This is a genomic window from Streptomyces sp. NPDC056160 (assembly GCF_042268205.1).
In the GTDB taxonomy this organism is placed as follows: domain Bacteria; phylum Actinomycetota; class Actinomycetes; order Streptomycetales; family Streptomycetaceae; genus Streptomyces.
On sequence record NZ_JBHJUW010000030.1, the window covers coordinates 1 to 20,325 of the forward strand.

Consider the following 20,325-nt stretch of genomic DNA (forward strand, 5'->3'; position numbering starts at 1 on the left):
CGCGCCGCGCGTCCCGCACACCTCGTACAGGAAGGGGGCCGGCATGCCTCAGCCGACCGTTCTCAACAAGGCGACCGGTCAGTGGGTGCACCACGCGGCCATCGCCGACCCCTCCGGCGGGGCCACCGCCGACACCCAGGCCCGCACCGCAGTGGTGGCGATCGTGGCCGCGCTGCGCAACGCGGCCGTGGTCGCAGGGGCCACCCAACTGAACATCGGCCACCAGTGGAACGCGGCCCTGCGCAAGGTCGTGCTCGGGCCGGCTATCGCCAACCCGGCCGGGGGTACCACCACCGACGCCGCCGCGCGGACCGCCATCGGGGCCGTCCTAACCGTGCTGCGCACCACTGGCATCGTTGCGGGCGGCACCTCCGGGCCCGCGCTCGTGCTCGACGGCCCCGAACACCAGTGGGCGGACGGAGCCGCGATCGCTGACCTGGCCGTGGACGGCAGCGGCGACGACGAGCTGCGCACCGCCCTGAACGCCGCGCTCGCCGCGATGCGCAGCGCCGAGCTGATCGCCTAGGAGCCCCATCGTGAAAATCCGTATGACCGCCGACATCAGTGGCAGCCGGAACGGCCGTCCGTGGCCGCGTCGCGGCAGCACCGTCGACCTGCCTGACGGGGAAGGCGCCGACCTGTGCGCGGCCGGGCTCGCCGTTCCCGTCGCCGTGAAGGACGCCGACGTCGAGAAGGCCACCCCTGCGGCCGATACCGAACAGCGCCAGGCGGAGGACAAGGCGGAAGAGAAGACGCCGGTGACCACGGAGCAGGCGCCCGCCGTCGCCAAGAAGACGCCCGCGCGGAAGACGGCCGCGAAGAAGACCGCGGCCTCGCCCGCCAAGGACTGACCGGCGATGGCGTACGACCTCGGTGCAGTCGCCCGGCTGACTACCACCGTCACCGACGCGGACGGCAACCCCGCGAACGCCGGGAACATGGCGCTCACGATCACGCTGCCCGACGACACCACGGTGACGGTGGACCCGGTCACCCCGGCATCCACGGGTACGTACGTCTTCGCCTACACGACCGCGCAGCCCGGCCGTCACATCGTGCGCTGGCTGGGCACTGGCGCCAACCCGGCCGCGAGCACCGACGTGTTCGACGTCCGCGAGGCCGTACCGGTCGCGATCGTGTCCCTGGCCGACGCGAAGAAGCAGCTGAACATCGACCCGTCGGAAACCGGTGACGACGACGAGATCCGAGGCATGATCACCGGCGCGTCACTGGCAGTGGAACGCGAGCTGGGCACGGTCGTCGCACGCCGCGTCTTCACCGAGCGCCGCACCGCCAGCAGGGACGGCCGGCTGCTGCTCAGCCACGTGCCGGTGCTCGCGCTGACGAGCGTGCAGAGCGCAGCCGGAGCAACGACGTGGGACACCAGCGACCTCGCCGTGGACACGGCCACCGGCCTGATCACGGCAGCCACCGGCGCGCCGCTGACCGGCGACGTCGACGTCACCCACACCGCCGGCCTGCGGATCGTCCCCGACGACTACCAACTGGCCACACTGATCATCGTTCAGCACCTGTGGGACACCCAGCGCGGCAGGTACGGGGCTGTGCCTGGCGGCAGCCAGGAACCGGAGTACGTGACCGGCCGCGGCTTCGCGATCCCGCGCCGGGCGATCGAACTGCTCGACACGACCCTGCCGGGGGTGGCGTAGATGGCAGCTCCCTCCCGCGTTCCCGAACTGATCGACGCGTTCCTGGCCGCCCTGCAGGCGTCCGCCGGCCTGTCCGGCGTCCGCGTCGTCGACGGGCCGCTGGTCAGCAACAGTGCCGCTACCGAGTGGGTGTTCGTCGGCTACGACGGCGACCCCTCGGGCGAGTTCGCCACCGCCTCGACGAGCCAGCAGTGGGCGGGACTCGGCGCGAAGGCGAAGAACGAGGACATCCTGCTCACGGGCGCTGTCCTCGTACAACGCGGCAGTACGGCGGTGAGGGACTGCCGCCTCCGCTGCTACGGCATCTTCGCCGCGGTCGAGACCGTGGTGCGCGCCGACCCGGCGCTGGGACTGCCGCCGCCCACCGTGTGCTCCATCTCGGAGACCAGCTTCCACACCGAGCAGACCGAACGCGGGGTGCAGGCCCGCATGCCGTTCACCCTGACCTGCTCGACCCGCATCTGACCCGTCCCACGAAGGAGACCCGCATGGGCGCCGTACGCCTGCGCAACCTCGGGGAGGCCGTGCACCTGTACGCGCCCCCGGACAGCCCGAACAGCCTGGCCGTCGAAGCCGGGCAGATCGTCACCGTCGCCGGGCCCCTCACGGAGACCGACGACGCCTACGTCTGCGGCGAGGGCGGCGAGGCACGCGCCTTCCCGAAGTCCCGCTGGGCCGTCGAAGTGTCGGCCCGCACCAAGAAGGCCGCCTCCGACGGCGCCGAGGAGAAGGGTGGTGACAGCTGATGGCGACCGGATCGGGTCTCGACGCACAGCTGATGGTCGGTGCCGAGGCGACGTGGGGCACCGCGGTCACCCCGGATCACGCGTACGAGTTCAACGACGAGGGCCTGAAGCTCGACCCCACCTTCCTGGAGCCCACCGGGCTGCGCGCGGGGATGAAGTACAAGCGGGCCGGGCGGGTCAGCGTCTCCCGCAAGAGCGTGTCGGGCGACATCACTCTGGAGCACTCCACCAAGGGCATGGGCCTGCTGTGGAAGCACTGCCTGGCCTCGTCGGTGACCACGCCGACCACGCTCACGGCCCCGGCGACCGAGCAGGTCCACACGCCGGGCGACTTCCGCGGCAAGGGCCTCACCGTGCAGGTCGGCCGGCCGGAGCCGTCCACGGGCACTGTGCGCCCGTTCACGTACGCCGGATGCAAGGTGAGCCAGTGGGAGTTCACCGTCTCCGACAACGGCATCCCGCAGCTGAAGGTCACCTTCGACGGGCGCAGCGAGGACACCACGACCGCGCTGGCGGCAGCCGCCTACCCGTCCGGGGCGAAGGTGTTCTCCTTCGCCAACGCCACGCTGTCGCTGGGCGGGACCGCGGCCACCGCCTCGGGTAAGACCACCGTGACCGGCAATACGGCGGTCGCCACCGTCGTCACCGAGGTCAGCGTGCAGGGCGCCGCGCCGATGGCCACCGACCGGTTCGGCATCGGAAACGGCGGTCTGAAGGCCGAGCAGCTGGAGAACGACACGCCGACGATCACCGGCAGCCTCAACGCCGAGTTCAACAAGGCCGAGCTGTACGACCACTTCGCGAACAACGACACGCTGCCCTTGGTGCTCACCCTGACCGGCGACCCGATCGCCACGTCTGGCAGCAACGACCTGCTGGAGGTCATCCTTCCGGCCGTGAAGCTGAAGAGCGCCTCGCCGAACGTCGGCGGCCCCGACATCGTGTCGATGTCCACGGACTTCGAGGCCTACTCCGACGAGTCCAACCCCCCCATCCAGGTCCGCATCGTTTCGGGAGACGCAACACTGTGATCGTCAAGCTGACCGTCGAGGGCACCGAGTACGAGTACGACGGCGACCGTCTCCTGGTCGCCGAGGCCCGCGAACTCAAGACGTACACCGGGTTCACACCGCCCAAGTGGCTCGCCGCCCTGGACGACCAGGACCCGGACGCCCTCGCCTTCATGATCTACCTGGCGAAGAAGCGCGCCGGCGAGTCCTTGCGGTTCTCCGACCTGGACACGCTCGACTACGCCGACTTCGACATGGAGTTCCTGGACGCCGACGACGAGCCGGACGACGCCGGGGAAGCGGGTGAGGGGAGTGCTCCGGCGGACCCTACGGTCGCGTCTGGCGCGAGTGGACCGACGCCGACGCCCGCTACTTCACCTACCTCGGAGCCTTCGCCTACCACTACAAATACCGCCCCCGAGACATCGACGCCCTGACGCTCGACGAGTTCGACGTCCTCGCCGAGCTGTGCGACAAGCTCGCCAAGGAAGCCGAGTCGGTGATCAGCTAGCTCTGCACCTCGCCCCCGAGCACCTTCGCGATCTTGGGGGCAAGGCGGAGACTGTCCGCCCGCGCCGTGTCGCCGCTCGTGGCCAGGCTCACCGCCCACGTGTCTCCGGTGACCGCGACCCCGCCCATCCCCTTCGACAGCTCCGCCCAGGCCTTCACCGCCTCCGGGTTGGGGAACAGGTTGATCCCGCTGTCTCCGGCGGGCTTTCCGGCCTTGTCGGTGACGGTGAAGTCGTAGGCGCTGCCGCCGACCTGCCCCATGTATCCGGCGTCGGCCGACTTGTGCAGCTGCGACACGGTGAACCCGGCCGCCTCCAGCGCGTCGGCGATGGCCTGTGCCGACTTGTAGTGGTGGCCGGCGGACGCGTCCGGTGCGGCTGCGGTCGTGCCGGCCGAGGCGGGCGAAGCAGCCGGCTTGCTGTCGGTGCTGTCGTGATCGGGTCCGAGCAGCCCCCACCCGGCGGCACCGATAGCGATCCCCACGACCCCGGACACGACGGCGACCACAGCGGTACGCATGGACTTCCCCCCACAGCTGAGCAGTTGTTGCGCGGATGCTCCCACCCCGCCCATACCCGGTCAACTGGATCAAGGAGTGCTCGTGGTTGCTGGTCTGGAACTGCGCACCGGGAAGGACCTGAAGCGGGTGGCGGCCGAGCTGCGCCGGATGAACAACAAGCAGCTCAAGCAGGAGTTCACGAAGGAACTGCGGTCGGCGGCCAGGCCGCTGGTGCCCGCCGTGCGGCAGGCGATCCGGCAGATCCCCTCCAAGCGCGGCTACAGCGCGGACGGACTCCGGGGCCGCATGTCCAAGGCCGTCAAGCTCGAGGTCCGCACCGTCGGCAAAGACGCCGGCGTCCGGATCCGTGTCGACGGCCGCAAGATGCCCAGCCACGAGAAGGCGCTCCAGGCGTACATGGAGGGCGTGAAGAAGCCGTGGCGGCACCCCGTGTTCGGCAACCGCGAGGTGTGGGTGAAGCAGGACCCGAAGCCGTACTTCTTCAAGACCGTGCAGCCTCTGGGCGTCGGCGCCCGGGTGCAGGTCAACCGGGCCATCGACCGCGTGGCCAAGAAGATCAGCTGACTGCCGCAACACGGACCGACTGACCGGCGCTGCTGCGCCCCAACCCTCATGAGGGGAGGTGGCGCGGCATGTCCACGCGCACCACCCGGGTCATGTACGACCTGGTCGCCCGGGACAACGCCAGCAAGACCTTCTCCAAGGTCGGCGGGTCGGCGTCCAAGCTGGAGAAGACGTCGGTGGCCGTCGGCGCGGCCATCAAGAAAGGCCTGGCCGTCGGCACGCTGGCCCTGGGCGGGATCGGCGCCGCCTCGGCGAAGGCCGCGACGGACTTCCAGGCGGAGATGACCCGCATCTCCTCGCAGGCCGGCGGCACGACGAAGGACGTCGCGGTCCTGTCGGACCAGGTCCTGAAGCTCGGTGGGAAGGTCCAGCAGGGCCCCCAGAAACTCGCGGACAGCCTTTTCCACCTGAAGGCCGTTGGCATGGACAACGCGTCCGCCATGAAGGCTCTCAAGGAGGCCTCCGACCTGGCCGCGGTCGGGCACGCGGACCTGGAGCAGTCCGCGAACGCCCTGGCGGGCGCCTGGCGCACCGGCATCAAGGGAGCCACCAGCTTCCGCGAGGCCGTCTCCACGGTGAACGCGATCATCGGTGCCGGCAACATGAGCCTGGAGCAATTCAACGCGGCGATCGGCACCGGCATCCTGCCGTCCGCGAAGACGTTCGGCTTGTCGCTGAAGCAGGTCGGTGCCGCGCTCGCGCTGATGACCGACGAGGGCATCGACAGTGCCAGCGCCGCGACCCGGCTGCGCATGTCCTTCAGCCTGCTCGGCGCCCCCTCCGGCGCAGCCGAGAAGCAGCTGAAGAAGATCGGCCTGACCGGCCTCCAGCTTGCCAACGCGATGCGCGGCAAGGACGGCCTGATCGGCGCGCTGACCCTCCTCAAGGACCATCTGGACCGGTCCGGGATGTCCGCGGCGCAGCAGTCGCAGCTGCTCTCCCGCGCGTTCGGTGGAGGCCGGTCGTCGTCCGGCATCCTCCTGATGCTCAACAACCTCGACGTCCTGGAGAAGAAGCAGGAGCAGATCAACCACTCCACCGACCGGTACGCCGAGTCGGTCAAGCTCCAGCGGAAGACGGCACAGGCCGAGTGGGCGCGGCTCACCAGCGGCATGGAGTCCATGTCGGTGCGGCTGGGCGTGGCGCTTCTGCCGCCCATCACCAGCTTCGTCGGCTACCTGAACGACAAGGCGCTGCCGGCCGCGTCCCGGTTCGGCCGGACTCTGGCGAACCTGGTGCCGGTCGGCCAGATCAAGCAGGGGTTCGCCGAGGTCGAGTCGACGGTGGGCGGGTTCCTGTCCGGGCTGACCGGCGGGAAGGGTATCGGCGGGTTCTTCAAGGGCGGCGGCGGGAAGGCCAGCCCTTCGCCGATGTCGAAGTTCCCGACGACGGTGCTGGGGCCGGGTACCGGCGCGCCGCACCTCGGGTCCGGGCAGACGTCGGGGAAGGGCGGCGCGCCGCTGCAGGCGATGCCGCACTACGGTGTCGGCCAGGTCGCGCCGACGACCGGCGTGCACGGCCCGACGCTGACCGCGCAGCCGCACGGCACGTCCGCGCTGATCACGCCGCTGCTGCAGCAGCCCACGAAGTCCTCGGCATCGCCCGCAGCGCTTGCCATGCCGCACGGCGGGTCCGGACTGGCCGCCCCACTGGTGAAGGGCCCGAAGGCGGCGCCGCCCAAGAGCGCCGCGCAGCAGCTCGGGGAGACCCTCCGCAAGGCCGTCTCGGGCGGTATCGAGAACATCGACTTCGGCAAGCTCGGCGTGAGCCTGGGCAAGGGGCTGGGCACGGCGATCGGCTGGGTCGGCCAGCACACCGCCGACTTCACCAAGAAGATCGCCACGATCTTCACGAAGATCGATTTCGTTCAGATCGGCAAGAGCTTCGGCGCCTCCGCGATCCCACTCGCCATCGGCTTCATTACCAGCCTGTTCGACCCCCTCTTCAGCCTCGACTTCTGGAAGAAGCACTGGCTGGACACGCTGATCGCCGTCATCTCGATCATCCCTATCGGCCGGCTCGCGTCCGGCTTCGGGAAGCTCTTCTCCCACATCCCCTTCCTGAAGATCTTCACGCCGCTGCTCAACGGCATCGGCAAGGTCGGAAGCTTGATCGAGAAGGGCCTGGCCAAGGTCTTCGCGCCGATCGGCCGCGGCATCGTCTCCGGGATCAAGAAGGCCTTCCCGGCTGCCGCTTCAGCGGTGGAGCGTGAAGCAGGCCTGATCACCACGCGGCTCGGCGTGTGGGGACTCAAGCTGCTCGACGTCGGGCAGAAGGCGGCCCGCGGCATCGGCACCGGCATCGAGCGCGGTGTGTCCTTCGTGACGGAGAAGGCCCTGAGCCTGGTCAAGGCCGTCGTCCGCCCGTTCGCGGCGGCCGGCGGGTGGCTGCTCAGCAAGGGCCGGGACGTCGTCGTCGGCCTCACCCGGGGCATCGCCAACCGGGCCGCCGGCATCGGCACCTGGGTGTGGAACAAGGTCGCCAAGCCGCAGATCGACATGTTCAAGGCCGCGGGCTCCTGGCTGCTCGGCAAGGGCAAAAGCTTCGTGTCCGGCCTGAAGAACGGCGCCATCGAAGGCGCCAAGGGCATCGGTTCCTGGGTCGTCCGGACCGTCGTCACCCCCGTCGTGGGCCGGTTCTCGACGGCCGGCTCCTGGCTCGTGAACCGGGGCCGCTCTCTCGTGTCCGGCCTGAAGAACGGCACCGTGGCCGTCGCCAAGGGCATCGGCGGCTGGGTCTACAGCAAGGTCGCGCGCCCGCAGATCGACGCCTTCAAGAACGCCGGGTCGTGGCTGCGGAGCAAGGGCGGCGCCCTGATCTCAGGCATGAAGGACGGCATCGTCGGCGGGATCAAGGGCATCGGCGGCTGGGTCAAGTCGAACATCGTCGACCCCGTGGTCAACGCCGTGAAGAAGTTCTTCGGCATCCACAGCCCCTCCCGCGTGTTCATGGGCATCGGCGGCCACCTCATCTCCGGCCTGCTCAAGGGCATGTCCAAGACGTCCGGCACGGCCATCGCCAAGAAGGTCTTCGGGTCCATGCCGAAGGCGCTGGCCGGCATCGTGAAGAAGGGCCTGGTCAGCGTCAGCAAGCTGCCCGGCAAGGCGCTGAAGGCCCTGTCCGGACTCGGCGGTGACGTCCTCGGCATGCTCGGCCTCGGGGGCGGATCCGGATCCAACGCGAACCAGAAGATCGGCGAGACCCTCGCCATGGCCCGCGGCTGGGCCGGCCCGCAGTGGGCCGCGCTGAGGAACCTGTGGATCGGCGAGTCCGGCTGGAACGAGCGCGCCCTGAACGCGGCGTCAGGAGCGTACGGAATCCCGCAGGCGCTGCCCGCGAGCAAGATGGCGTCGGCCGGTTCCGACTGGAAGACGAACCCGGTCACTCAGATCAAGTGGGGCCTGAACTACATCGCGTCGGTGTACGGCAACCCGGTCAACGCCTACTCGAAGTGGCTGAGCCGGTCACCGCACTGGTACGCCAAGGGCGCGGGCGGCGCCGCGCCGGGCTGGGCGTGGGTCGGTGAAGAAGGCCCCGAACTGATCAACCTGCGGGGCGGGGAGACCATCCTCAGCCACCCGCAGTCGGTGGCGGCCGCCCAGGCGAACGGGATCAAGCTGCCCGGGTACGCGTCCGGCACGATCCAGAACGCCGGCGACCGGGTGAAGCGGGACAGGAAGGCAGTCGAGGACGCCAAGGACGCGGTGGCGCGCGCCAAGAAGCGGCGGAAGGGCGTCGCCGCGGCGGAGAAGAAGCTCCAGGCGGCGGAGAAGGAGCTGAAGGCGGCCGAGATCGCGTTGGCGCAGGCCAAGCGGTCGTCGAAGACGTCGATCGCCAACTCGATCGCGACGGGCCTTCAGAAGACGCTGTCCACGGGCACGGCTTCGGCGATCGGGTCGGCGATCAAGAGCGTGGCGACGAAGCTGCTGAACGCGGGCTACAACAAGACCGCGGACGTGACGATGCGGGCGGGCAGCCGCCTCCAGGCGATGGCCGACAAGAAGGCTGCCATCGAGTCGAAGATCGCAGCGGCCAACCAGTACGCCGCCGACCAGTCGTCGAAGATCTCCGATTACCTGTCGATCTCGGGCACGTCCGCGACGTCGGTCGGCGACCTGATCAAGCAGATGACCGGCCAGCAGAACACCGCCACCAACTTCGTGAACCTGAGTAAATCGCTTCAGGCCCGCGGTGCGTCGAAGGAACTGCTCGCGCAGCTCGCCGAATCCGGGCCGGGCAGTCAGCTCGCGTCGATCCTCGGTTCGCGCGGCGTCACCCAGTCGGACATCTCGAAGCTCAACTCGCTGGTGGCCTCCGGGTCGAAGCTCTCCGACAGCTTCGGCAAGTCGATGGCTGACCTGATGTACGACAGCGGTAAGGACGCGGGCAAGGGGTTCCTCGCTGGCTTGAAGGGCCAGGAGAAGGAACTCCAGAAGCAGATGGACAAGTTGGCCAAGGACCTGATCGCGGCCATCAAACGCTCCCTGAAGATCAAGTCTCCGTCGCAGGTCATGCGGGACCAGGTGGGCAAGCAGATTGCGCTCGGCATGGCCGTCGGCATGGACCAGCACCGGCCGCACGTCGCCGCCGCCGGCCGCCGCCTGGCCGCCACCGCCTATGCGGCCAGCGCGGGTGCGGGATCGGCGCGCGCGAACGCCGCCTTCACCCAGCTGGCCCAGCTCATCAACAGCGGACAGCTTGGCGCCTCGGAGGTGCACATCCACTTCGACGACCCGACGCTCAAGGACCTGATCCGCGTCACCGCGAAACCGATGATCCAGGCCAGCCGGAACGAGCAGGCGTACCGGGCGAAGGTGGGGCGGCGGTGACGATCTCCTACCAGTCGACGGGTGCTCTGGCCGACAACACCAACACGATCACGCCGGGGCTCCCGGCCGGGTTTGCAGCCGGTCAACTGGCCGTGCTCCAGGTCGTCTCCGGGCACCCCAACGACTCGATCCCGTCCACGCCTTCCGGGTGGAGTCTTGTCGGCTCCTTCTCGGGAGGCGGCGGCACCTTCGGTTTGAACACCGGTCCGAGGCGGCTGACATGGTTCGCACGTGAGCTGACCGGTGGCGACAGCGCGCCGACCACATCCATCCCCTCCGGGTCCGTGGGTTCCGTGATCGGTGGCCGCGTGTTCACCCTGGCCCGCACGGCGGGTACCGGCTGGCGGTGGGCTCTCTCCTCCGGCCAGGACGCAACGAACGACACCTCGTTCTCCGCCGCTTGCACGAGCGCGCTCACCTTCAAGCCGGGCGACTTCGTCGTCCTCGGCTACGGCCTGGCCACTCAGGCGGCCGGGCCCGGGGCGCCGGGCGTCACCGCGAGCGGCATCACCTTCGCCATGGTGGACATGCACGCCAACGACCAGGTCACTTCGGGTAACGGTGGCAGGATCGCGATGCGCTCCACCTCGGTGACCGGCGGGAGCGGGACCCAGGCGCCGACTGTGACTGCCACGCTGACCGCGGCCTCGACCGGAGTCGGAGCAGTACTGCGCGTCAGGGAGGCCAGCTCGGACATCAGCGCATCGCCGCAGTCGGTTTTCCCTCCGCGGAACCTCGTCAGCGTCACGGGCCTGGAAGGCGACGACATCACCTCTGTCGCGGTCTACCGGCAATACGGCACCGACCAGACTCCGGTGCGCGCAGCGTCCGGGATCGACACCACCAGCGCGGACGTCCTGCTTCGGGTGGACGCCGAGCAGCCGTTCGGCGTGTCCATCAACTACGCGGCCACGCTCACCGACGTCAACGGCGCCTCGTGGACCGTCTACTCCGGACCCATCATGTCCACGGTCGACTGTGACGTCATCTCCGACGCGATCCGCGGCACCGGCGCGAAGGTGTTCATCGAGGAGTGGGCGGACAAGAAGAGGTCGCGTGATGCCACCGTGTTCAACGTCGGCGGCCGCCTGGTCGTCGTCGGCCGGCCTCGCTCCGGCGCCCAGGGGACGGTCACCGTGTCCACGGACACCGACGATGACGGCGACGCCCTCCAGGAGGTCCTGGACAACGCGACCGAGGGCACCATCCTTATCCGCAAGCAGGTCACCCTGTCCGGCGTCGACGGGCACCTGGCGCTCCTGAGCGACGACGAGCGCCGCACCTGGTCGATCCCGTACCGCATGTGGGACCTGGAACACGCCGAGACCGAGCCGTGGCCCGACAGCCTGGAGGCCGCCGGGTTCACCCTCCAGGACATCGCGAACAACTACTCGACCCTGGGTGATCTGGCCGCCGACTTCGCGACGCTCCTGGCCATCGCCCTCTTCGACTTCGGGACCTGACGTGCTGGACATGTCAGACCTTGCGCTGTCCATCGTCCAGCGCTCCTTCACCATGGCCGTACGCGCCGAGTCCTGGCGCGGCGGCGAACTGCTCGCCGCGGACATTCCCGTCGCCGACGGCAGCGAGGACCGCGACCGGTCCCTGAACGTGCCGGAGCGGGTGACCTTGACGGTGCCCCGCCGGGGCCGCGGCGTCGACTGGGACCCGGGTGCCGACCCCGACCATCCGCTCGCCGCGTACGGGCAGCAGCTGCGGGTCTCCTACGGCGTCGACATCGGCGGCGGCTACGAGTGGATCGACCGCGGCTGGTTCCTGATCACCGAGACGTCCTCGGACAGCGACACCGTCAGCGTGACCGCACAGGGCCTGCTCACCCTCATCGATGAGGCGAAGTTCGTCGGCCCGTTCCAGCCGTCCGGCAGCCTCGCCACCACCGTCCGCTCCCTGGTCGAACCGGCCCTGACCGTCACCTTCGACGGGACGCTCGTCGACCAGGCCGTGCCGGTCGGCATGCAGTGGGACACGGACCGGCTCGGCGGCCTGACCGAGGTACTCACCGCCTGGTCGGCCGACGCCCACGTCCTGCCCGACGGCACGCTGCTCGTCGAGCCCCTCACGGACACCGGCACGCCCGTGCTGGCCCTCACCGACGGCACCGGCGGCACCGTGCTGCGCTGGCAGGGCGCCAGCACCCGCGACGGGGCATTCAACTGCGTCGTCTGCCAGGGCGAGGACTCGACGAGCGGGACACCGGTGCAGGGCGTCGCCTACGACCTCAACTCAGCCAGCCCATACCAGTACGGCGGGCCGTTCAGCCCGCTGCCCGTGCCCTACACGTTCTCGTCGCCGCTGATGACCACGGTGTCCCAGTGCCGCAAAGCGGCCCAGACCGAGATCCTGCGGCTGCGGCGCACAGCGTCACGCAGGCTCACGGTCACTGCCGTCCCTCACCCCGGCCTGATGACCGGAGACATCATCGCTGCCACCGGCAAAGGACTGACCAACGCGCCCTGCATGATCGAGGGCTTGTCGCTGCCGTACTCGCCGAGCGAGATGAGCCTGACCGTGAGGGTGCTCTGACATGGCCGACTTCGCAGACACCCGGGTCTCCCTGGCCGGGCAGGGCGCGCTCGTCGGGATCGCGTCAACCGACGCCTCCGGCGGAGCCTGCCTCGCCGACGTCGGCGGCATCCGCGTCACCGTACGGGTCCCGCCGAGCCTGACCGTGACCGCGAAACAGAACCTGCTCATCCTGCGGCGCGGCTCCACCTACTGGGCGATCAACACGCTGACCGCGGCCCCCGTCATCCCGCCCCCGCCTCCGCCGCCGGCCGACGACACCCCGAACAACTCGGATCCGCCGCCCCCGCCGAAGCCGACCACGACCACCGGAACCCTCGTGTGCACGCCAGTGGCCACCTCCACGTGGCGCGACGGCAGCTGGCGCACCGACATCGGCTCGTCGACCTCGGCCGACACCTACCAGGGCCGCTACTCCGGGTCCGGCTACGGCCGCATGTCCGGGTTCGCGTTCTACGGATCCAAGCCCCGCACCTTGTCCGGTGCGACGATCACCAAGGCCACCGTGCGGCTGCGGCGCCTGGTCTCCGGCGACTACGGGCGCCGCTCGCCCACGCTGAGCCTGGTCACCCAGTCCACGCGGCCCAGCTCCTTCCCGACCCTGAACGAGTCCACCGCCGGGCCCGGGCTGGGCGTCATCAACCAGGTCAGCCCCTGGGAGACCACCTTCACCCTGCCCACGTCGTGGGGGCAGGCCATGGCCGACGGAACCCGCGGGGGCCTCGCCATCAGCATCAGCTCCGACGACCCGTACATGCGCCTGGCCGGACGCGGCTCCTGGTCGGCGGCCTGGACCCTCACGCTCTACTGGAGGCGCACTTCATGAGCCAGCAGACCCCCAACGGGCTCACCTTCCCCGAGTCGTCCGACCACGCCCGGATCTGGGAATGGCTGCAGACCCTGGCGCAGAACATCGATCCGCAGCTCACCATGCCGCAGCGGCGCGTCTACACCGCCAGCGGCACGTGGACGAAGCCCGACCATGCCAAGTGGGTGCGGGTCATCGTCATCGGCGGGGGCGGCGGCGGGGGAGGCTGCGCCGCCACAGCCTCCGGGGCGTCTGCGTGCGCGGGCGGCGGAGGCGGCGGCGGATACGCCGAATCCGTGATCGCCGCATCATCGCTGGGCTCCACCGTCACCGTCACGATCGGCGCCGGCGGGAACGGGGGAACAGCGGGCGCGAACAACGGCGCCAACGGCGGCAGCAGCAGCTTCGGAGCCACCGTCATCGCGGGCGGCGGCTCCGGCGGGAACGGAGGCACCAGCTCGACCGCCGAACTCGCCGAGACCGGCGGCGCGGCCGGGGTCGGCACAATGGGAGATCTGCTGCTGAGCGGCGGCGACGGCGGCAACGGCATCGTCTCCTCCGGCCGCCCCGCCATGCTCGGCAACGGCGGCGCAGCCTGGCCGGGCGCGAGCCGCCGCGCACCGGCCACCACGTTCAGCGGAGCCCCCGGCCTGTCCGCGCCGGACGCGATCCAGCCGGGCTGTGGCGGCAGCGGCGCCGTGAGCGGCACCGGCGCGAACGCGGCCGTGGCCGGCGGCGACGGTGCCGACGGAATGGTGATCGTCGAAACCCACTTCTAGAGACAGGAGATGGCCATGCCCTACGACCCGCCCGAGACCACCCAGTCCGGCGTCACCTGGAACCTGACCTGCCGGTACGGCACCGTCAGCGCGGTGCAGCTGAACGTCAACGTCGTGATCGGGGACAGCGCGACGGAAGCGGACGGGGACGCCGCGCTCCAGGACGTCGTGAACGTCCTGGCCCAGAACTCCCGCTTCAGCTCGATCTCCGCCGCGAAGGCCTACACGGCCTCCGAGACCCGGGCCATGCAGCCCGGCAGCTGAGCATCATCCCGCCATGCCCCCGGCCACCGGGGGCTTTTTCATGCCCTCAAGGAGCAGCATGCCCCGTCCCGTCATCACCTTCCGTGGCGGCCGACTGGTCGGCGACCCCGACCGCCCGCACCTGCGCCTGTCCCGGATCCTCCCGCCCGCCCTCCCGGCGCCGCCCGCGGCCGCGGACTGGCTCACCCAGGTGCCGGCCGACGCCTGGGGGATGCTCGGCAATGACCAGGTCGGCGACTGCACGGTGGCCGCGCTCGCGCACAAGCGCATCGGCGACGCGTACACCAGCCAGGGGCGCCTCCTGGACATCTCCACGGCCGACTGCCTGAAGTACTACGGCCACTTCGGATACCGGCCCGGCGACCCCGGCAGCGACCAGGGAGCTGTGTGCCAGGACGTCCTGGACTACTGGCACCGGCACGGCTTCCGGGGTGAGAAGAGCCTCGCCTACGCCCGCATCAACGTCGACGACCACACCCAGCTCAAGCAGGCGATCGCCCTGTTCGGGCAGATCTACGTCGGGGTCACCATCACCCAGGCCGCCGAGGACCAGTTCAACGGCGACGAGGTATGGGACATCACCCGCCGCTCGCCCGTCCTCGGCGGCCACTGCATCACTCTCGGCGCCTACGACGCTCACGGCCTGGACGCCGTCACCTGGGGCACCGTGCACCGGCTCACCTGGCGCTGGTGGGACGTCTACGGCGAGGAAGCCTGGGTCGTCTTCAACCCGGCCGACTTCACCGGCCGCACGAGCGGACGCGACCGGGACGGCCTCGACCTGGTCACGCTGCGCGCCGACTACATCGCCCTCACCGGCCGCCCGCTCGCGGCCTGACAGGAGGAACTGGCATGCCCAATCCCACCATCGGCCGGACCGTCCTGTACCGGGTCACCGAGCAGGACGCCAACGACATCAACGGGCGCCGCAAGGACTGGCACCTGTCCGGCGTGGCCGATCAGCAGACCGGCGTCGTCGGCCACGTCGGCAACACGGTCGAACCGGGCGACGTCTTCCCGGCCGTCATCGTCCGCGTCTGGGACGAATCCGTCGTGACGTGCAACCTGCGCGTGCTCCTGGACGGCACGGACGTCCACTGGGCGACCTCCCGCGCCGAGGGCACGGAGCCGGGCAACTGGTCCTGGCCGGTGATCGCATGACCGTCAAGGGCATCGACGTCTCCGCCTACCAGTCGGCGACGTACGACACGAGCGGCCTCGACTTCGTCTTCACGAAGATCACCGAGGGGCTTTCGTACATCAACCCCCGTTGGGCCGCCCAGCGAAACCTGGCCAAAGCCCGCAGTCTCGTCTGGGGCGCCTACCACTACCCGCACATGGCCAACGACCCGCGGGCCGAGGCCGACTACTTCCTGAAACAGGTGGCCTGGAAGCCGGGCGACATCATCGTCCTCGACTGGGAGGGCTACGACAGCGCCAACACGGCCGTACCGAAGGCCAGGCAGGTCGCTTACCGGGACACCTGGTTGAAGTACGTCAAGGGCAAGATGCCCGGCCACCGCGTCGGCATCTACTGCAACACGGACTACTGGCGCAACGTCGACACCTCATCGAACTGCGGTGACTTCCTGTGGATCGCCACCGCCGGCCAGCCCGCCGGACACCCCGGCATCGCGCACGCCTGGACCTTCCACCAGTACTCCGCCAACGACCTCGACCACGACGTCGCCAACTTCCCCAGCCGGGCCGCGCTCGCAGCGTGGGCGGCCGGCACCACTCCCGAGGAGAACACGATGGACGCACAAGACGTCTGGGGCTTCCACGGCAAGCTGCCGGACGGCAAGACCGACCCGAGCGACACCCTCTCCTACACGCGCGGCACCAACAAGGCCGTGAAGGAGCTGTCCGCACAGCTCGGCGCGCTGACCGCGGCCGTGGCCGCCCTCGCCAAGGGCGGCGGCCTCACCGCCGCCGAGGTCCAGGCCGCCGCCGAGACCGGCGCGCAGGCCGCGCTCGACCGTCTCGCCGACGCCCTCAAGGAGGCCTGAACCGTGAAGGTCTCGAAGATGTGGAAGGCCGTGGTCGCCGGAGCCGCCGCGGGGACCGCCGCGGCGGCGACTGCCCTGCAGGACGGTCAGCTCACTGCCGCCGAGGGCGTGACCATCCTGCTCGCCGTCCTCGGAGGATTCGGGTTCACGTGGGCCGTGCCGAACCGGGAGCCGAAGGACACGGCATGACCGCGGCCCCGGACCCGACCACGAACGTAGCCGTGGAACTTGCACAGTTGCGAGGTGAGATCAACACGGGTCTGGAGAACATCAAGGGCACACTCGGCATCCTCGTCGAGCGCACCACCCGCACCGACGCCGACGTCCGCCAGCTGCGCGCCGACATGGCCCAGATGCGCGCCGAGATGGAAGGCGAGTTGCAGAAGGTTCGGGAAGACGAGCTGAAGCCGCTGCGGGCCGAAGTGGAGGCCCTGAAACAGGGACGCTGGCCGCTCGCACAGCTCGGCGCACTCGTCGGCATCGGCGGCCTGGTCGCCGCAGTGGTCGCGTTCTTCGTCCGCTGATCCGGCCGTAGGCCGCCTGAAGATGTCCGGCACATCTGAGCCCCGCCGCCTGCCCCATGGCAGGCGGCGGGGCATTTCTGCGCGTGCAGAGGGTTGTTCTTCCGGTCATCCTGGCGCATTGTGGTCGTCCACCGCCTCACCGGCGCTCCCTCAAGGGGGCCGGCGCCTCCCGGGGGGTGGTGGCCTGTCCCCCTTCACCCCCAGGTGGAAGCGGTGACAGAGCCCCCGCTGTGTACCCCTCGGCGGGGGCTCATTCACGCGCCCGGAACGCTCGGCCTACGCCGTCTCGAACCGCGAAGAGGTCGTAGGCTCGCCCGGTGATCGAAACCGTTGTGTTTGACGTCGGCGAGACCATCACCCGGGATGACCGCTACTGGGCTGCCTGGGCGGACTGGCTGGAAATCCCGAGGCACACGCTCTCGGCACTCGTGGGGGCGGTCGTCGCCCGTGGTCAGGACAACGCCGAGGCGCTCAGGCTCGCACGTCCGGGCATCGATGTCGCTGCCGAGTATCACGCGCGGGAAGCCGCCGGGCGGGGTGAGCGCCTGGATGAGAGCGACCTCTACGAGGACGTGCGGCCAGCCCTTACAGAGCTGCGGGGAATGGGAGTGCGGGTCGTCATCGCGGGCAATCAGACGACGATCGCCGGTGACTTGCTCCGCGGGCTGAGCCTGCCGGCAGACTTGATCGCGACGTCGGGGGAGTGGGGTGTGGCCAAACCGCAGCCGGCGTTCTTCGAGCGGGTGCTGGAGGTGGCGCAGGCAGCTCCAGCTCGGACGTTGTATGTCGGCGACCACCCTGCGAACGACGTCTTCCCGGCGAAGGCGGCAGGCCTTCGTACGGCACATCTCCGCCGCGGCCCCTGGGGGCATCTCTGGGCAGATACGCCGGAAGTCGTGGCCTCTGCGGACTGGCAGGTCGACAGCCTGACCCAACTGGTGGAAGTCGTTGAAGACGCCCGGAGGTCCAGCGGGTCCTGACTTGTGTGTCCGTTTCCGTTCACGCGTAGTCCCCAAACGAGTACGGTTCGGGGTGAACACCCCGAACGGGAGCCAAGATGGCAGAACAGCCCGGAGGCGTCGGCCGGCGAATCGCGTACTACCGAAGCGCCATGCGCCCACGGATGACGCAACAGCAGCTCGCCGATGCCGCGTGCGTTGCGCTCGGCACCATCCGGAAGATCGAGCGAGGCGAGCGGGGCGTCACGGATGCCACGCTGGAGGTCATCGCTGAAGCCCTCGGCGTCGACCCGGCACGCCTGCTGGCGGACCGGACTCCGACTGTGACCCGGGTCCACGAGGCTCTGCCCGGTCTCTCCGCTGCCATTGCCGCGTACGACATGCCCGACGACGGCCCTGTGCGGCCACTCAGCGATCTCCGCCATGCCGTCGACGAGGCGGTCTCGTGGCGATTGGCAGCCCAGTACACGCCCATCGTCCGTGAATTGCCCGACCTGCTCGCTGAACTCGCCCGCGCGTACCACGCCGCGCCGGACCACGAGCGAGCCGAAGTCGCCAGCCTTCTGGTCAATGCCTACCGATCTGCCGATGCCGTCGCCTACAAGTTCGGTGCCCGAGACCTGTCCGCCCGCCTGATCGAGCTGATGCGTTGGGCTGTCCCTGAGGCGGACGACGCACTGCTGTCAGCCTCCGTCGCCTACGTACGCACCGAGACGTTCTTCGCTGCCCGCGCACACACCGTCGGACTGCGGGCGCTGCAACAGGCACTTGATGCCGCTCCAGCCCCGGTCGACGCACCGGAGATCGCAGTCCGAGGCGCCCTTCACATGAGGGCAGCCGTCATCGCCGGCCGAGCCCGCGACGGGGCGTCCGCTGACACGCACCTCGCAGAGGCGCGGGCCCTGGCCGACCGTGTACCCGAAGACGTCTACTACGGCACGGCCTTCGGCCCCGACTCCGTACGCGCCCACGAGGTCTCCGTCGCAGTCAGTCTCGGCGGCGACCACGTCAGCCGTGCGCTCGACGTTGCCGAAGAGTGGAAGCCTCCGACGGATCTTCCGGCTGAGCGGCGCAGCGGCTTCTACATCGAACTCGCGCGCGCTCAGCTGTGGTGCGGGCTTTCCGATGACGCCTTCGAGTCTTTGAAGGTCGCCCGTCACATCGCGCCCCAGCACACACGAGAGCATCCGTGGGTCCGCGAGGACACCGCCAAGCTGCGGCGCCTGAAGCGCGCGGACTCGGAGACGTTGACCAACTTCGCCGAATGGTGCTCAGCCACCTGAGCCCGCTCACCCCAACTACCCCACGTTGGGGTACTTGTTCGCGTCTGTAGCCCCCACCATCTGTCTCACGCGCAGAATCCGAGCAGATGGGGGTTGGGGATGCCCGACGCACTTCCGCTCGCGCCCACGGTCATCGAAGGGCGTGTGAGCATCGTCCGCCTGCACGGTGAGGCCTGCTTCGACTGCGGGGCCGTGAACAAGCCCCTGCGCGAGGCCGGCCAGGTCGTGGTCCAAGGCAGCTCGCACGTGTGGCACATCGTCACATGCGGCTGCCGGCCCCGAGTAGCCGCCGCGTGAGCACTGTAGCGAGACGACAGACCCCCGCGACCGCGGCGAACGGTCCGGGGGCGTGGCCAACGCTTCGAAGGAGCGTCGACATGAAGAACGCTACCGTCCCGGGCCGACAGCGCCCAGCGGGCGCCAAGATGACTATCCGGGTGTACACGATGACCAGCGAGGGCGCGAAGACCGCGCCGCGCGCCACCGTGGCCGTGCCCTACAGTCACAAGCCCGCGCCCACCCCGATGAGCACGGCGCTGCCGCCCTGCGCCTGCCCGATCCACCGCAAGGCGGGTGCGGCCCGGTGAACGGAACCCAGCCCCAGACCGACGGAGTGCCCGTCGCCCCGGTCACGGTGCGCGCCGCGGCGAGCTGGTTCCTCGACCAGCTGACGCTGCCCCGCCACGGCACCGTGAAGGCCTTCGAGGCGGACTTCCGGCAGACACTGGAGCAGCTGGTGCCCCGCATCGAGCAGCTCGCCGCAGACCTCCCGGCCGACGACGTGCCCCGGAAAGTGGCCCTGGCCGGTGTCGAGGAAGCGCGTTGGCGGCTCGTCGAGCCCGGAGCGGCAGGGTTGCAGGGCGAGGTGGAGAGGGTGAAGCGGCTCGCTCGATCCGTGATCTCGCTGTGCGGCCATTTCGACGCCCTCTCCGGTGTCCGGATGTGCCTGCTGTGCGACAAACCGATCGAAGACAACGACGCCTGGGATCCCTACCGGCAGGCCGGCCTCACCGGAGGCCCAGCGCAGCCTGGCCGGGTTCACGCAGTCTGCGCCCGCACCGCGTGCTGTCCCTGACCCGCGGCACCCGCCCGCCCCGGCGTCACGGGGCCCCATGGCGGCCGTCTCGGGACAGGGCCGCACCCAAGCGCTCGCCTCGTCGTGGACCGCAAGCCGCGACGAGGCGAGCCCCTCCCGTGCGGGGCGGGGGGCCCCCCACACCCCCCGCCCCGGCGGCCCCCACACCACCATCAGGCACACCCCAAAAAGGGGGAGAAGGGTTTTGTAACTGTGGGTGTTAAAGGCGGC

General features: G+C 69.8%; 25 protein-coding genes. 24 read left to right on the top strand and 1 reads right to left on the bottom strand.

The features are described from left to right. Positions 1 to 43 precede the first annotated feature (43 nt). Genes ACFC02_RS13890 through ACFC02_RS13920 form a run of 7 tightly spaced genes read left to right on the top strand, consistent with a single transcriptional unit; the run spans position 44 to position 3,863 of the window. Positions 44 to 526 (top strand): hypothetical protein, encoded by a 483-nt coding sequence (locus tag ACFC02_RS13890; protein ID WP_376356177.1) that lies wholly within the window; start codon positions 44 to 46, stop codon positions 524 to 526. A gap of 10 nt (positions 527 to 536) precedes the next feature. Then, on the top strand, positions 537 to 851 hold the full coding sequence (locus ACFC02_RS13895; protein ID WP_376356179.1) for a hypothetical protein: 315 nt from the start codon (positions 537 to 539) through the stop codon (positions 849 to 851). Positions 852 to 857: 6 nt separating this feature from the next. Further along, positions 858 to 1,670, top strand: coding sequence for a hypothetical protein (locus ACFC02_RS13900; protein ID WP_376356181.1), 813 nt, complete (start codon positions 858 to 860; stop codon positions 1,668 to 1,670). Then, positions 1,671 to 2,135 carry a hypothetical protein gene (locus tag ACFC02_RS13905; protein WP_376356183.1) on the top strand — a complete coding sequence of 155 codons (465 nt, stop codon included), beginning with the start codon at positions 1,671 to 1,673 and terminating at the stop codon, positions 2,133 to 2,135. A gap of 23 nt (positions 2,136 to 2,158) precedes the next feature. Continuing rightward, positions 2,159 to 2,416 (top strand): hypothetical protein, encoded by a 258-nt coding sequence (locus ACFC02_RS13910; RefSeq protein ID WP_376356185.1) that lies wholly within the window; start codon positions 2,159 to 2,161, stop codon positions 2,414 to 2,416. Then, complete coding sequence (locus ACFC02_RS13915) at positions 2,416 to 3,447, top strand: phage tail tube protein (RefSeq protein ID WP_376356187.1); 1,032 nt, start codon at positions 2,416 to 2,418, stop codon at positions 3,445 to 3,447. Before ACFC02_RS13910 ends, ACFC02_RS13915 begins: the two co-directional genes overlap by 1 nt. Next, positions 3,444 to 3,863: a hypothetical protein gene (locus tag ACFC02_RS13920; RefSeq protein ID WP_376356188.1), complete on the top strand. Its 420-nt coding sequence runs from the start codon at positions 3,444 to 3,446 to the stop codon at positions 3,861 to 3,863. The genes ACFC02_RS13915 and ACFC02_RS13920 overlap by 4 nt, the downstream gene beginning before the upstream one ends. Before the next feature lie 70 nt (positions 3,864 to 3,933). Here ACFC02_RS13920 and ACFC02_RS13925 read toward each other — a convergent pair whose 3' ends face one another. Next, positions 3,934 to 4,455: a hypothetical protein gene (locus ACFC02_RS13925; RefSeq protein ID WP_376356190.1), complete on the bottom strand. Its 522-nt coding sequence runs from the start codon at positions 4,453 to 4,455 to the stop codon at positions 3,934 to 3,936. Positions 4,456 to 4,537: 82 nt separating this feature from the next. Between ACFC02_RS13925 and ACFC02_RS13930 the strand changes: the two genes are divergently transcribed. The 17 genes from ACFC02_RS13930 (at position 4,538) to ACFC02_RS14010 (ending at position 20,094) form a co-directional block, all read left to right on the top strand. Beyond that, complete coding sequence (locus ACFC02_RS13930) at positions 4,538 to 5,020, top strand: hypothetical protein (RefSeq protein WP_376356191.1); 483 nt, start codon at positions 4,538 to 4,540, stop codon at positions 5,018 to 5,020. A gap of 68 nt (positions 5,021 to 5,088) precedes the next feature. Next, entirely contained in the window at positions 5,089 to 9,849 is a 4,761-nt protein-coding gene (locus ACFC02_RS13935) for a phage tail tape measure protein (RefSeq protein WP_376356193.1), read from the top strand. After that, positions 9,846 to 11,312: a hypothetical protein gene (locus tag ACFC02_RS13940; RefSeq protein WP_376356195.1), complete on the top strand. Its 1,467-nt coding sequence runs from the start codon at positions 9,846 to 9,848 to the stop codon at positions 11,310 to 11,312. Before ACFC02_RS13935 ends, ACFC02_RS13940 begins: the two co-directional genes overlap by 4 nt. Before the next feature lie 10 nt (positions 11,313 to 11,322). Continuing rightward, on the top strand, positions 11,323 to 12,393 hold the full coding sequence (locus ACFC02_RS13945) for a DUF5047 domain-containing protein (RefSeq protein WP_376356197.1): 1,071 nt from the start codon (positions 11,323 to 11,325) through the stop codon (positions 12,391 to 12,393). Position 12,394: 1 nt separating this feature from the next. Next, positions 12,395 to 13,219, top strand: coding sequence for a hypothetical protein (locus ACFC02_RS13950; protein ID WP_376356199.1), 825 nt, complete (start codon positions 12,395 to 12,397; stop codon positions 13,217 to 13,219). Further along, on the top strand, positions 13,216 to 13,980 hold the full coding sequence (locus ACFC02_RS13955) for a glycine-rich domain-containing protein (RefSeq protein ID WP_376356201.1): 765 nt from the start codon (positions 13,216 to 13,218) through the stop codon (positions 13,978 to 13,980). Before ACFC02_RS13950 ends, ACFC02_RS13955 begins: the two co-directional genes overlap by 4 nt. Positions 13,981 to 13,995: 15 nt before the next feature. Next, entirely contained in the window at positions 13,996 to 14,244 is a 249-nt protein-coding gene (locus ACFC02_RS13960; RefSeq protein ID WP_376356203.1) for a hypothetical protein, read from the top strand. 58 nt (positions 14,245 to 14,302) lie between these two features. After that, positions 14,303 to 15,082 (top strand): hypothetical protein, encoded by a 780-nt coding sequence (locus ACFC02_RS13965; RefSeq protein ID WP_376356205.1) that lies wholly within the window; start codon positions 14,303 to 14,305, stop codon positions 15,080 to 15,082. A 14-nt stretch (positions 15,083 to 15,096) separates the two neighbouring features. Beyond that, positions 15,097 to 15,405 (top strand): hypothetical protein, encoded by a 309-nt coding sequence (locus ACFC02_RS13970; RefSeq protein ID WP_376356207.1) that lies wholly within the window; start codon positions 15,097 to 15,099, stop codon positions 15,403 to 15,405. Then, positions 15,402 to 16,253 (top strand): glycoside hydrolase family 25 protein, encoded by an 852-nt coding sequence (locus ACFC02_RS13975; protein WP_376356209.1) that lies wholly within the window; start codon positions 15,402 to 15,404, stop codon positions 16,251 to 16,253. The genes ACFC02_RS13970 and ACFC02_RS13975 overlap by 4 nt, the downstream gene beginning before the upstream one ends. 3 nt (positions 16,254 to 16,256) lie before the next feature. Beyond that, complete coding sequence (locus ACFC02_RS13980; protein WP_376356211.1) at positions 16,257 to 16,442, top strand: hypothetical protein; 186 nt, start codon at positions 16,257 to 16,259, stop codon at positions 16,440 to 16,442. Further along, positions 16,439 to 16,777: a hypothetical protein gene (locus ACFC02_RS13985; protein WP_376356213.1), complete on the top strand. Its 339-nt coding sequence runs from the start codon at positions 16,439 to 16,441 to the stop codon at positions 16,775 to 16,777. The genes ACFC02_RS13980 and ACFC02_RS13985 overlap by 4 nt, the downstream gene beginning before the upstream one ends. 317 nt (positions 16,778 to 17,094) lie before the next feature. Further along, positions 17,095 to 17,757, top strand: a complete 663-nt coding sequence (locus ACFC02_RS13990) for an HAD family hydrolase (RefSeq protein WP_376356215.1) — start codon at positions 17,095 to 17,097, stop codon at positions 17,755 to 17,757. Between the two features lie 77 nt (positions 17,758 to 17,834). After that, on the top strand, positions 17,835 to 19,019 hold the full coding sequence (locus ACFC02_RS13995; protein WP_376356217.1) for a helix-turn-helix domain-containing protein: 1,185 nt from the start codon (positions 17,835 to 17,837) through the stop codon (positions 19,017 to 19,019). Between the two features lie 99 nt (positions 19,020 to 19,118). After that, positions 19,119 to 19,316 (top strand): hypothetical protein, encoded by a 198-nt coding sequence (locus tag ACFC02_RS14000; RefSeq protein WP_376356219.1) that lies wholly within the window; start codon positions 19,119 to 19,121, stop codon positions 19,314 to 19,316. Positions 19,317 to 19,396: 80 nt separating this feature from the next. Next, entirely contained in the window at positions 19,397 to 19,606 is a 210-nt protein-coding gene (locus tag ACFC02_RS14005) for a hypothetical protein (RefSeq protein ID WP_376356221.1), read from the top strand. 26 nt (positions 19,607 to 19,632) lie between these two features. Further along, positions 19,633 to 20,094, top strand: a complete 462-nt coding sequence (locus tag ACFC02_RS14010; RefSeq protein WP_376356223.1) for a DUF6415 family natural product biosynthesis protein — start codon at positions 19,633 to 19,635, stop codon at positions 20,092 to 20,094. Positions 20,095 to 20,325: the final 231 nt, after the last annotated feature.